The following is an 11,806-nucleotide window of genomic DNA, read 5'->3' on the forward strand; positions in this document are numbered from 1 at the left end:
GCATGGCGAAAAAATTCATTGACGTGATGGATACGACGTTCCGCGACGGCTTTCAGTCCGTCTTCGGCGGACGGGTACTGCTGAACGACTTCCTGCCGGCGGTCGAAGCGGCAAAAGAGGCGGGGATCACCCACTTCGAATTCGGCGGGGGCGCACGCTTCCAGGTGCCTTTTTTCTACCTCAACGAGAACGCGTTTGACAACATGGACAAGTTCCGCGAGATCGTCGGCCCCGACGCGAACCTGCAGACGCTGGCCCGCGGGGTCAATACGGTCATGCTCGACACGGGCAGCCGCGAACTGGTCGACCTGCATGCGAAGATGTTCAAAAAGCACGGGACGACAACGATCCGCAACTTCGATGCCCTCAACGACGTCAACAACCTCATTGATAGCGGCCGCAGCATCGTCAACCACGGCCTGAAGCACGAAGTCGTGGTGACGATGATGGACCTCCCCCCGGGATGCGAAGGTGCGCACACCGTCGACTTCTACGAAAAGATCCTCCGCGACATCCTCGATGCGGAGATCCCTTATGATTCCGTTTGTTTCAAAGACGCCACCGGTACCGCCAATCCGCAAAAAGTCTACGAGACGATCAAAATGGCACGCAAACTGCTGCCGGAAGGGACGCATATCCGCCTGCATACGCAGGAGACAGCGGGGATCAGCGTCGCCCAGAACCTGGCGGCCCTCGAAGCGGGCGCGGACGGTATCGACGCCGCGGCGCACCCGGTTTCCGGCGGTACGAGCCAGCCGGACCTGCTCGTGATGATGCACGCTATCAAAGGTAAAGACTACGATTTCGGCTTCGATTTCGAGAAGCTCCTCAAATACGAAGCGACCCTCAAAGAGTGCCTCGCAGACTACTTCATTCCGCCGGAAGCGACCCAGGTCGAACCGCTGATCCAGTTCTCTCCGATGCCGGGCGGCGCGCTGACGGCCAATACGCAGATGCTGCGCGACAACAACATGATGGACAAATTCCACGATGCGATCCTCGCGATGCGCGAAGTTGTCGAGAAGGGCGGGTACGGCACCTCCGTCACCCCGGTTTCGCAGTTCTATTTCCAGCAGGCGCTCAACAATACCCTGATGGGGCCGTGGAAGAAGATCGCACCGGGTTACGGCCGTATGGTCCTGGGCTACTTCGGCAAGACGCCGGTGGCGCCGGACGAGGAAGTCGTCAAGATCGCCGCGGAACAGCTCGGCCTCGAACCGACAACGGAAAAAGCGATCGATCTCGCCGACAAAGACGAAAAGAAATCCGTCGCCTTCTGGACCAAGCGTCTTGAAGAAGAGGGGATCGAAACGAGCGAAGAGAACATCTTCATCGCAGCAGCCTGTGATGAAAAAGGGATCACCTTCCTTAAAGGTGAAGCGGAAGTCAACGTCCGCAAACTTTCCGAAATGCAAAACGAAAAAGAGGAGTGCACAGGTATGGGTTCAGGAAACTACACGGTCGTCGTCGACGGTCAGAAATTCAGCGTTCAGGTCGCCGAAGGCGATGCAAATATCCAAGTGACTGCGGTGCAGGGTGAAGCGGCAGCCGCTCCCGAAGCGGCCGTTCCGGCCGGTGAAGGCGAAGAGATCAAGGCGCTCCTGCCGGGCAACGTCTGGAAGGTCGTGGCCAATCCGGGCCAGAGCGTCGCGGAAGGCGACAAGATCATGATCCTCGAATCCATGAAAATGGAGATCGACGTCGTAGCACCGCGCGGTGGCGTCATCAAGTCCATCAACGTCAACGTCAACGATAAGGTCGTCGAAGGCCAGGTTGTCGCGGTAATCGGATAAGCGGATGAGAGCGCTGTTTATCAAACTGCTGCTGGCATTGTCGCTGTTCGGCGCCGTGTCGGCGTCGGCATCCGATGCCACTGCCGCGCACGAGGCGCCGGCCGTAGAGCAGAAAGCCTACGAGTCCCACAGCATCGGCCACCTGCTGGCCAACTTTGCCAAGTCGACCGGCGTCTACGCGATCCTCTTCCCCGATCCGGACGAGATGAGCGCCCTCGGAAAACCGATGAGCGATTTCCACAAGGGGTGGGGACGCGTCATTATGATCCTGGTCGCTTTTGTCCTCTTTTACCTGGCGATCGCCAAAGGGTTTGAACCGCTGCTGCTGCTGCCGATCGGCTTCGGGGGCCTGCTTTCCAACATCCCCGTCGCCGACATTGCAGGGCCGCACGGCTTCCTGGGCGTCATCTACCAGGCAGGGCTCGCGAACGAGCTCTTCCCTATTATCATCTTTATGGGTGTCGGGGCGATGACGGACTTTGGCCCGCTGCTCTCCAACCCGAAAACGGCGCTGCTCGGCGGTGCCGCGCAGTTCGGGATTTTCGGGACCCTCGTCGGCGCGGTCGCGCTGTCGCAGTACACGGACCTTTTCGCCTTTACGCTGCAGCAGGCTTCCGCCATCTCCATCATCGGGGGTGCGGACGGCCCGACGTCGATCTACATCGCCACGAAACTGGCGCCGGAGCTGCTGGGGGCGATCGCGGTTGCGTCGTATTCGTACATGGCGCTGGTGCCGATCATCCAGCCGCCGATCATGAAGGCGCTGACCAATGAGAAAGAGCGCAAGATCAAGATGACGACCCTGCGTCACGTCAGCCGTATGGAAAAACTGATCTTCCCGATCCTGGTCCTTGTCCTGGCGATCCTGGTCCTCCCGGACTCCACGCCGCTGATCGGCGCCTTTGCGTTCGGGAACTTCCTGAAAGAGTCCGGTGTCGTCGAGCGCCTCTCCGATACGCTCCAGAACGCCCTGATCAACATCGTGACGATCTTCCTCGGTCTCGGTGTCGGTTCCAAGCTGGCGGCAGACCAGTTCCTCGTCGCGGACACACTGGCGATCCTGGCCTTGGGCCTGGTCGCCTTCTCCGTCGGTACGGCCGCCGGGGTCATCATGGCGAAGATCATGAACCTCTTCCCGGGGACGAAGATCAACCCCCTCATCGGTTCGGCAGGTGTTTCCGCGGTGCCGATGGCGGCGCGTGTCTCCAACAAAGTCGGTATGGAATACGACCGCAATAACATGCTGCTCATGCATGCGATGGGCCCCAATGTCGCGGGTGTCATCGGTTCCGCCGTCGCCGCGGGTGTCATGATCAGTATCTTCGCGTAAGCGCAGAACTTCCTCTGCTTCCCGGGGCATCCCGGAAGCGACCCTTACACAAAACCTTTCCCCGTCGTGCTCAGTGCCGCATCAGATAGGCGTTACACCCGTCTTTGTAAAAGCCTTCGAGCGTTTTGACGGTCTCGAAGCCGAAACGGCGGTAGAGGTCGATTGCGGCGTTGTTGTCGCAGCGGACTTCAAGCACGCAGCGCATAAAGCCGCGCGACGCCAGTTCGGAAAGCATCCGCTCCATCAGCAGGGAGGCGATGCCCATCTTGCGGTATGCCGGGGCAATACCGAGCGAATAGAGCTTCGGTTCGCGGCGCCGCAGCAGTGCGAGGATATAGCCGGCCATCTCCCCGCTGTCGGTCTGCGCGATGAGCAGCAGGCTGTGGCGGATGTGGTAGTAGAACGCACGACGGCTCAGGGGGTAGTTCTCCGCGGAGAAGAGGGTGCGTTCAAGCTGTTCGAGTGCCGCGGCGTCGGCGGCAGCGGCGGCTCTGACCGTCATTTCTGGTAGATGGTGTACTTGGGCACCAGCTTGAAGGGACGGTAGGACATCTTCACCTTCTTGAGGTTTTCAAAGCCCATGTCGTCGCCGACGTTGATGTAGACGATGCCGTACCGCTCCTTGAGCAGTTTCGAAAATTCGCGGAAGATGAACTGGGCGCACCCCATCACTTCGAAATCGGTCTTTTCGATGATGACGCAGGCCGTATCGCCGCTGATGCGTTCGCCCGCCGTAAAGCCTTTGATCTCCCCGTCGATATAGATGACGAGGCCGAGCAGCCCCAGCTCCGTGTAGTGCTTGAGCATCCGTTTGACGGCGTGGCGCTCCTGGTGGATCCCCTCGAGGAAAACTTCCGCCTCCTCCTTTGGCATATATTTCACCCGGTCCGCAACCCACTTGTTGAACAGGGCCATAATCCCCTCAAAGTGCTTCTCACTGTCGAGCTCCTCGACGTAGGCGTCGGTGTAGGAGTTGCGGAAGCGGTTGATCTCGGTGCGCTTGGTGTGGTAGCTGTTACCCCGCAGCTCGATGAGCTTGTCGGCTTCATAGACGTAATCGACGAGCTTCTTTTCGATAATGTAGTGTTCGAGCATCTCAAACATGCTTTGCGCCTCGTCTTCGCTCTGGACGAACTCCTCGACGGTGGACGCCTGCACGTAGTCGATGCGGGAGTAGTAGGGGGAGGAGTTGTTTGCGTTCATGATCTCGAAACAGCGTACGATCGCCTTGTCGACGTTCTTTTTTTTGCCGATGGGCGGCAGCAGCATTGTCAACTCGCCTCCCGTGATGATGAAGAGACAGAAACATTTGTTGATGACGGCGTAAAAGCCGCTGCTGTTTCCCAGCCAGATATAGTTGGCGGCAAAGGTGTAGTCGCTGATGTCGACGTCGATTTTGCGCAGCTGTTTTTCAAGAACGGGTTTGGCTTTGAGGCCGAAGGGTTTGAGTGCCTGTTTGTTGATGACGAGGTTCGCCATGGGGGTGGTGTGTCCTTTGCGAGGGAGAGATTTTAATGGAATTCTACTCCGCTTTTCGCTGTTTGCGTCAAGGAAATTTTTTGGGCCCGGAAGGGGCGGAAAACAGGGCGTTATGCAATCGACGACACAGTATAATGCCCCTGTAAAAAGGATTGACGATGCTAAAAATGATGATCGGTTTTATGAAAGATTACTGGAAGTACCGCGACGCGGTCAAAAAGCAGCACCGCTGGATCGTGAAGTATGCCGCGCAGAAGGGGTATGCGATCAACCCGAGCCTGATGATGAGTAAGAACCTCGAAGTGTGGCTGAGCGAGATGGAGGCGACCTTCGGCAAGCGCTACTGCCCCTGCTTCGAGCCATCCGGTGATGCGAAACTGGACAAGCAGATGTGCTGCCCCTGCGAATTCATCGACGACGAGATCGACGAGTACGGTACCTGTCACTGCGCGCTTTTCGGCCGGGGGGACCTTGACAAGGCGGGCTGGAAGGCGTCGTCGCAGCGCCTGATGGGAGAGTACCGCGTACCGTTGAACATGAAAGAGGGCGTCCTCGACACCCGCGGCATGCCCCTCGACCCGCGCCGCGGCCTGCCCATCCCCGACGCCATGCACCAGATGAAGGCAACGCTCAACGGCTACGGCGGCAAGACGTTGAAGATGATCGTCGAACGTGACCAGGAGGCAAAGAACCTGGAGACCATTGCCGCCTTCCGCGGCTACGGTTTTTCGAAAACGGCGTCGGATGACGGGATCACCGTGACCCTGGACCTGGAGAACAAAAACGCGCAGGGCGCATCGGGCAGCTGCGGGCAGTAAGCCGCCGCCCCCACTTTTGCACGTCCGCAGGGATTTTTAAATCTCAAGGGATTTTTCCTATACTGCAAATATTGATATATAATAGTGCAAAAGGGGGATAAGATGAAAAAACTTGCACTTATTCTGGGATTGACCCTATCACTGCTGGCGGCGGACAAATGCGCTGTCTATGCCGTAAAATACCAGGAGATCCCGCAGATCAAGGTCGTCACGATCAACGGTTCGTCCACCTGCGAAACGGGGACGGTGGTCATCAAAATCTATGACGGGAAAGGGCAGTTCCTCCAAAAAATCTCCGCCCCGATCGAAAACAGCGCCTTTTCAACGCAGTTTGAAGGCACAGCGGCAAAAGGCCTGCGCTTCAAACACTCGGTACTGGATAAAGACGGAAACGTGCTGGATCGCTACTGAGCGGTGCGGACGCACTCTATCGGATCCCCGGTTTAAGGGGCTTCCGATGGCGTCACTCTGCAATGAAGATTAATCTGGAAAGTTGCTTGTTAACTCTACTGGATACTCAGAAGTGGGCCCGGTGAGATTGTAGGCAGATATGGTTTTCACAGTAAAATTCATCGCCCAGCTGAGAAGCTTCGCGCTATAATAAAGGATGCTTCTCTATAAATATTTGACTCCTGAACGTACTGACGTACTCCACAACAAATCAATAAGACTAACACAGATAAATCTGTTAAATGATCCTTTTGAATATATCATCAATGTTAGTGCTGAAAAAAAGACGATGGCAGAATATTTGCACAAACATAGACTCAATGAACTCAAGGCAGAAGTCTTTAGACAAAATCCATACCTGACACAAATATCAAATACAATCGATTGGAAAAATCAGATTGAAGCTTTTTGTACACACGATACTTTGCATGAGCTTATTCATTGGGAGAATGTACTGGAGAATGTGATTAATAAAATAAGCTCGCACGGTGGTGTTCTTTCAATGACTGAAGATCGAAATAACAATTTGATGTGGTCTCATTATGCAATGGAACATACTGGTTTTGTCGTTGGCTTTGATACATCAACTCCAATGATTGAAGGAGGCGGATTTAAGCCTGTGTCATATCAAGATGAAACCGTGAGAATGCATTTTACAAAAGTTGAAGAAATAGAAGATGTACGTGCTCATGAAAAGAGTAAAGATAAAGAATATTGGATGAGTGCAATGTATGTAAAGAGTACGGATTGGTCTTATGAAAAGGAATGGAGACTTACTGGCCCATTTTCTTTGTGCAAGGAAGTTAAGCCCCTTGTCTATTTGCTGCCATTTGATCCTAGATCAGTAAAAGAGATTATTTTGGGGTGCAGGGTATCTACTGAAACTGAAGAAAAAATACGTAAGTTACTTGCACAAGATAAGCAGTTGGAACATGTTGAACTGTATAGGGCAAAAAAAGATCCAAGAAAATTTCAGCTGATTATCGAGCCATGTTAATCATTTGCACCACGCTTTCGTCTTTGTCCCGCCGTCGTACCGTACCGCCAGACCGCTGTCCATCAGGCTCTGTCCGACGCTTTGCCCGTCCACATAAACATCCGCCACGATCCGGAAATACTTCCCGCGCTTCATATTCCGAAGCTCGATCGTTGTTGCGCCGCGGAGCATGGCGACCGTATGCTGTTTCGCACGATGCGCCAGACGTTTTTCCGCCGGGCACTTCCCCCGCATTTCCGGGGTGTCGATGCCGTTGATCCGGATCCCGATGCGTTCGCCTATTAATGGGGGCCATGCGTTGACCGTCGCCCGGAAGGTGTCGCCGTCATAGACGCTGGTGACTTCGTCGACGATGACGGAACCGAAGTTTTTGTTATTGATCGAAGCGGCGTTCAGGGTGAAGCATAAGAGGAGAATAGTCAGGTGTGTTTTCAATAATATTCGTACTTTATATTCCAATAGAATTGGGTTTGATGGTGGTGCTGATGGGGAGACTCGAACTCCCGGCCTCTTGATTACGAATCAAGTGCTCTAGCCGACTGAGCTACATCAGCATTCGGGGGGCGGCATTATACGATGCAATCGCTTATTCTGCAAGGGTAAGGAGATGGTCTGCGGCAAAATGGGCCGCGCCGTCGAGGGCCGTTTCGGGGTTGAGCGACACCCGAACGGGCATCGCCTCGAGCAGGGGGGCAAAACGCCCCTTCGCGCGGAAGGCGTCCATAAAGTGCTGCTGCAGAAAGGGGAGGATCTTCGGTGCGATCCCGCCGCCGATATAGACGCCTCCCGTGGCCATCGTTTTAAGCGCAAGGTTGCCCGCTTCGGCCCCATAGATCGCTGCAAAGAGCGCGAGGGTTTCTCTGCAGAGCGCATCGCCATGCAGCAGGGCCCCCTCGCTTATTTTCGCGCTGCGGTCCTCCCCGGCTGGCAACTCCCGCATGAAGGCGGGTTCCGGCGCAACTTCCGTCTCTTTTAAAAAGTCGTAGAGGGTATGGACACCGGGACCGGAGAGCACGCGTTCGGTACTGACATGATCGGGGTGGCGGCCCCGGAGCCAGCTGAGCAGTTTTTGTTGCAGGTCGTCGGCGGGGGCAAAATCGCAGTGTCCGCCCTCCGAGCCGACCGGCCGGTAGTGCTGCCCGTCGGAGAAGAGCATCGCTTCGCCCAGGCCCGTTCCCGCGGCAATGACGGCGCGGTTGCCTACGGCGGCGCCGGCACCGTCGTTGAGGTCGGTGAAATCGGCGTCGTCGAGGTAGAGCATCCCGTACGCGGTCGCCTCGAGGTCGTTGAGGAGCCTGACCCTCGGGGTATCAAGCTTTGCCTGCAGCGCCGCGGTGTCGATTTCCCAGGGGAGGTTCGTCGTTTTGCAGACGCCGCCGACGACGGGGCCGGCGATGCCGAAACAGGCGGCATCGATCCGGGCGATCGCGGATGTATCCAAAAAAGCATCGATCACCGAGGTGAAATCGTCATGATCGCCGCTGGCATACTGCCGTTTCGTTTCGATCTCGAGGCCGCCGTCACGGTAGCGGTAGAGGGCGAGATTCGTCTTGGTTCCGCCGATGTCGCCGGCAAGGATCAGGGGCGAGCGAGTCATTCGAATCCTTCGTGCAGAAGATGGCGGAAGGCTTCAACGAAAGCGCTTTCCGTGTCGCGGGGGGAGCGGTGGTAAAAAGCGTCCCACGCCTGTCCGCGCTGCTCATTGTAATGGGCGTCCCCGTGCTCCTTGGTCCAGGCGATGCGCACCGCGTGGCCGATAAGCACATCCAGAACGATATCGTTTTCGACCTTCAAGTCTGGGTTCTGCCGAAACAGCCAGGTGAGGCTCTCGATCGCCTCGAGGTTGAGCTGACGGTACTCCGGGGCTTGAATGCCCTGCAGCAGGGTGTCTATGCGCAGTTCGAAGCTGCGTTCGCCGGCGGTGGTATCGAGGGTCTGCTCGCTTCCGACGCGGTTGGCGATGTCGTATTTGTCCCCGATGACGATGCCGCTGCACTGCTGCAGCAGATACCAGACATCCTTGTAGAAACGTTCGGCATGGTGCCCGATCAGCCCGGCGTCATGACGCCACTGCATCCAGTTCTCCACCTGCGAGAGTTCCGTGATCCTAGCGACGGATTTGAGCTGGGAAAAGCCCGAGGCACGGAGGTTTTCCATCTCGTTCATGCGGCGCCGTTCGGTGGCGAAGGTCTGCAGCACCTCCCGCAGGCGGTGCAGGATCTCGTGAGGGGAGAGGGTGAGCAGGGTTTCGTAGGCGTCGCCCATCGGCAGCTGCATTTCCCGGCTGATACGGCTGACGAGCAGCTGCACAAAGTACCAAGTGCGCAGGGTAATGAGCTGTTCGAAGAGCTCCGGCTCGATGCGGATGAGGTGACCCAGATGGAGAATGATCTCCTGGGTCAGGACGGTCTCTGCGGCGCTGTTGCCACAGTAGGCGTAGATGGTCTCCACGATGGCCGTACTCTCCGCGGGGTGGCAGAAGGTCGCCTTTTCAAAGTAGGCGCGCCCGACGGCAAGGCGTTTCTGGCGAATGACGATATCGAGCAGGACGTCTTCGAGGCGCTCATCGTAGCGGTAAAGCAGGTCCGCCAGTCGGCGCACGGCCGCCCAGTCGTGGCGGGCGGAGGCGGTTTCATACTGCTGCTGCGCGATCGTTTGGAGTGATTGCTCCCCCCGGACGGTCGGCACCGCAAACGCTTCGCCGCGGCGGCGCCAGAGCTGCTGCAGCGCTTCGACGGCGCGGGGATCAGGGGTGAGCGGATGGAGGAGTGCCACAAGGGCATCGTCGTCGAGCTGCCCGATCTCCTGGCGTGCGGCATAGGAGAGATGATAGTGCTCCTGTGCCGCGGCATCGTGCGGGCGGGTCTCCCCATCGGGGCGGAACTGCGGCGGTTCGGGCCGGAAGGCTTCGCGCTGCCCCATCTGTTCGCGGGATGCGGCGGTGAGGAGGGTATGAAGCGGACCGGATTGTACCGCCGTACCGCAGCAGCGGCCCGATTCGACGGCGCGCAGCAGCTCGAGGACGCTCTCCTGCGTTGCCGCTTCGAGCATGTCGTCGCGCACGAGCAGGAGCATGAGGGGCCGGCCGGCCTGATCCCAGTTCTCGGCCAGGAACTTCAGCGACGAGCGGATATGCTCGACGAGCAGACGGTTGTCGTAATGGAAGTAAAAGGCTTTGGGGTCGAAGTGGTAGGGGAGAAAGACGTAGGTCTCGTCGCCCACCTGGTAGAGCCGGGAGGTCGTGATGGTACGCGAGACCTGCTGCGGCCGGCCCGTGAGGTGCAGTTTCCGGTTGGCACCGACGCTGCTGAAGAGCCGCGAGAGTTCCGAGGCGTGCAGGACCTGGGCCGGTGCCGCTTCTTCAAGGGTTTCGCTACGGATACCGAGGGCGTGCAACCGATCCTTGATGGCTTGGCTTTCGGCGACAACGGCGACGAGGGGGGTGGTCGTCCGTATCGCGCCGACACGTTCGCGCCGCCGGAGCGGGTCGATGTCATCGGGAATGAGGAGGCCGTCGTCGAGCAGGGAAGCAAGCAGGTAGAGGCTCTGGGCCCAGACGAGGGGAACATTCTCATTGGGGCGGCGCTCCTGGGAACCGGGCGCGGCTTTTTCCGCTTCGATCGCCGCTTCGGGGACGATGTAGAGCTCCGGCAGGAGGCTTATCCCTTCCACCTCGACAAAGAGGGGCTCCAGTTTGGCTTTCCACTCCCCGGCGGCTTCCGCGTCTCCGCGCAACAGGGCATCAAGCATCAGGTAGGTAAAGAAGAGCGGCCACTCCGATTCGATGTGCTCGAACTGTCGCAGCTCCTCGGCCTCGTAATGGAGCCGGGAAGTGTCTTCGAGCACGCTCTGGTGGCCGTCGAGCAGAAAGCGCTTGCACCCAAAGCGGCCGGCGAGCTTTTTGCGAATCTTCTGGGCCGTTTTGTTCACAAGTTCCGCATCCTCGACGGCGTAGGCGGGGTAGCCGATGATGGAGAGCAGCGCCGCATCGGTCTCCTTGGAGGTCGATTCGCGCGGCAGGAGGCCGTGCAGGGTGAAGCGCGAGCGCGCGACGTCGCTGGCGACGACGTGGATGACGCCCTCGAGGCCCCGCGCGGTGCCGTAAAGGTTGAACCCGTCGAGGGCCTCCAGGGCGGCCTTTGCCATCCCGACCGAGCTGCAGTTGATCTCGGGGTCGCCGTGGTTGATCTTGTTGCCCCGCTCCCAGATGCCGTAATCGGGGGTGGCATAGGTGCGGCTGATATAGTGCACGAGGTTCTGGACGAAGTCGACCTCGTCATCGCTGTAGATGATCTGCAGGCCCGAGGCCGTCATCTGGGCAAGCATCAGCAGGAACAGGGAGGTGGCATCGAGCTGCAGGTGCCCCCACTCGTTGTCGCCGACGACCGCGAGGCCGCTCTGGGTGCCGTACTTGGCGTGCAGGGCATCGAGGGGGTTCTGGGTGCGTTTGAAGCGTTCGACACGGTCGGATTGGCGCATCATCGCCGTCAGCACACCACGCATCAGCTTGACGACGCTGAGCGAGAGCGAAAGGGTACGGGCGTTGGCGGGGTCGTGCCGCTTGTAGGCCAGGGAGAGGCCCCAGACGCAGAGGATGCTGTAGACGTTGTCGCGGACCCAGGCGTCGGTGTAGTCGCCGTGCGCATTGACGGCGGTACTGGCGGGCAGAAGTCCCGTCACGGCGTCCTGACGCTCGAGAATGATCTTCGAGACGGCGTCAAAGCGTTCTGAAAGGCGTGCTTCGAATGTCATGATGGCTGTCGTCCCGGAAGAGAATATTGTAAGAACGATGATAGCATATCCGCGTTTCCTGGGAGGGGGAAGGGTGGCGTTTTTTTGAGCAGACGCGCGCAGTTGAATCTCCCCATAGACAAGGCGCCGACGCAGGGAGGCTAGAGCTTTGCATAAGCCAAAAAGGGATAGAATTGTCCGAAAAAAC

10 protein-coding genes and 1 tRNA gene are annotated in these 11,806 nt (G+C 58.0%); 5 read left to right on the plus strand and 6 right to left on the minus strand.

Annotation, left to right across the window (positions count from 1 at the left end):
* The first annotated feature begins 2 nt into the window (after nucleotides 1-2).
* Both WCY31_RS03595 and WCY31_RS03600 read left to right on the plus strand, forming a co-directional pair.
* Entirely contained in the window at nucleotides 3-1,793 is a 1,791-nt protein-coding gene (locus WCY31_RS03595) for a biotin/lipoyl-containing protein (RefSeq protein WP_345970904.1), read from the plus strand.
* Between the two features lie 4 nt (nucleotides 1,794-1,797).
* The gene (locus WCY31_RS03600; RefSeq protein WP_345970905.1) at nucleotides 1,798-3,123 is read left to right on the plus strand and encodes a sodium ion-translocating decarboxylase subunit beta; all 1,326 of its coding nucleotides are present in this window, start codon (nucleotides 1,798-1,800) and stop codon (nucleotides 3,121-3,123) included.
* A 70-nt stretch (nucleotides 3,124-3,193) separates the two neighbouring features.
* Here WCY31_RS03600 and rimI read toward each other — a convergent pair whose 3' ends face one another.
* Both rimI and WCY31_RS03610 read right to left on the minus strand, forming a co-directional pair.
* On the minus strand, nucleotides 3,194-3,625 hold the full coding sequence (rimI, locus tag WCY31_RS03605; protein ID WP_345970906.1) for a ribosomal protein S18-alanine N-acetyltransferase: 432 nt from the start codon (nucleotides 3,623-3,625) through the stop codon (nucleotides 3,194-3,196).
* On the minus strand, nucleotides 3,622-4,602 hold the full coding sequence (locus WCY31_RS03610) for a DUF2156 domain-containing protein (RefSeq protein WP_345973159.1): 981 nt from the start codon (nucleotides 4,600-4,602) through the stop codon (nucleotides 3,622-3,624). Before WCY31_RS03610 ends, rimI begins: the two co-directional genes overlap by 4 nt.
* Before the next feature lie 158 nt (nucleotides 4,603-4,760).
* On the opposite strand from WCY31_RS03610, the gene WCY31_RS03615 reads away from it, so the two are divergent.
* From WCY31_RS03615 to WCY31_RS03625, 3 genes are all read left to right on the plus strand, one after another.
* Entirely contained in the window at nucleotides 4,761-5,420 is a 660-nt protein-coding gene (locus WCY31_RS03615; RefSeq protein ID WP_345970908.1) for a ferredoxin-thioredoxin reductase catalytic domain-containing protein, read from the plus strand.
* 102 nt (nucleotides 5,421-5,522) lie between these two features.
* Nucleotides 5,523-5,831 (plus strand): hypothetical protein, encoded by a 309-nt coding sequence (locus tag WCY31_RS03620; protein ID WP_345970909.1) that lies wholly within the window; start codon nucleotides 5,523-5,525, stop codon nucleotides 5,829-5,831.
* Nucleotides 5,832-6,027: 196 nt separating this feature from the next.
* Nucleotides 6,028-6,867, plus strand: coding sequence for a DUF2971 domain-containing protein (locus WCY31_RS03625; protein ID WP_345973161.1), 840 nt, complete (start codon nucleotides 6,028-6,030; stop codon nucleotides 6,865-6,867).
* Here the strand turns inward: WCY31_RS03625 and WCY31_RS03630 are convergent, their stop codons facing one another.
* The 4 genes from WCY31_RS03630 to WCY31_RS03645 form a co-directional block, all read right to left on the minus strand.
* Nucleotides 6,868-7,302, minus strand: a complete 435-nt coding sequence (locus WCY31_RS03630) for a thermonuclease family protein (RefSeq protein WP_345970911.1) — start codon at nucleotides 7,300-7,302, stop codon at nucleotides 6,868-6,870. It abuts the gene before it with no gap.
* A gap of 42 nt (nucleotides 7,303-7,344) precedes the next feature.
* A tRNA-Thr gene (locus tag WCY31_RS03635) sits at nucleotides 7,345-7,421 on the minus strand.
* A 32-nt stretch (nucleotides 7,422-7,453) separates the two neighbouring features.
* On the minus strand, nucleotides 7,454-8,464 hold the full coding sequence (glk, locus tag WCY31_RS03640) for a glucokinase (RefSeq protein ID WP_345973163.1): 1,011 nt from the start codon (nucleotides 8,462-8,464) through the stop codon (nucleotides 7,454-7,456).
* On the minus strand, nucleotides 8,461-11,619 hold the full coding sequence (locus tag WCY31_RS03645; RefSeq protein ID WP_345973164.1) for a glycoside hydrolase family 15 protein: 3,159 nt from the start codon (nucleotides 11,617-11,619) through the stop codon (nucleotides 8,461-8,463). Before WCY31_RS03645 ends, glk begins: the two co-directional genes overlap by 4 nt.
* Nucleotides 11,620-11,806: the final 187 nt, after the last annotated feature.

It is taken from the genome of Sulfurimonas sp. HSL3-1, assembly GCF_039645995.1.
Lineage (GTDB): Bacteria > Campylobacterota > Campylobacteria > Campylobacterales > Sulfurimonadaceae > Thiomicrolovo > Thiomicrolovo diazotrophicus.

Excerpts from the sequence above, each read along its gene's own strand:
- WCY31_RS03595 (WP_345970904.1), top strand. The coding sequence starts at position 3 with ATGGCGAAAAAATTCATTGACGTGATGGATACGACGTTCCGCGACGGC.
- WCY31_RS03600 (WP_345970905.1), top strand. The coding sequence starts at position 1,798 with ATGAGAGCGCTGTTTATCAAACTGCTGCTGGCATTGTCGCTGTTCGGC.
- rimI (WP_345970906.1), bottom strand. The coding sequence starts at position 3,625 with ATGACGGTCAGAGCCGCCGCTGCCGCCGACGCCGCGGCACTCGAACAG.
- WCY31_RS03610 (WP_345973159.1), bottom strand. The coding sequence starts at position 4,602 with ATGGCGAACCTCGTCATCAACAAACAGGCACTCAAACCCTTCGGCCTC.
- WCY31_RS03615 (WP_345970908.1), top strand. The coding sequence starts at position 4,761 with ATGCTAAAAATGATGATCGGTTTTATGAAAGATTACTGGAAGTACCGC.
- WCY31_RS03620 (WP_345970909.1), top strand. The coding sequence starts at position 5,523 with ATGAAAAAACTTGCACTTATTCTGGGATTGACCCTATCACTGCTGGCG.
- WCY31_RS03625 (WP_345973161.1), top strand. The coding sequence starts at position 6,028 with ATGCTTCTCTATAAATATTTGACTCCTGAACGTACTGACGTACTCCAC.
- glk (WP_345973163.1), bottom strand. The coding sequence starts at position 8,464 with ATGACTCGCTCGCCCCTGATCCTTGCCGGCGACATCGGCGGAACCAAG.
- WCY31_RS03645 (WP_345973164.1), bottom strand. The coding sequence starts at position 11,619 with ATGACATTCGAAGCACGCCTTTCAGAACGCTTTGACGCCGTCTCGAAG.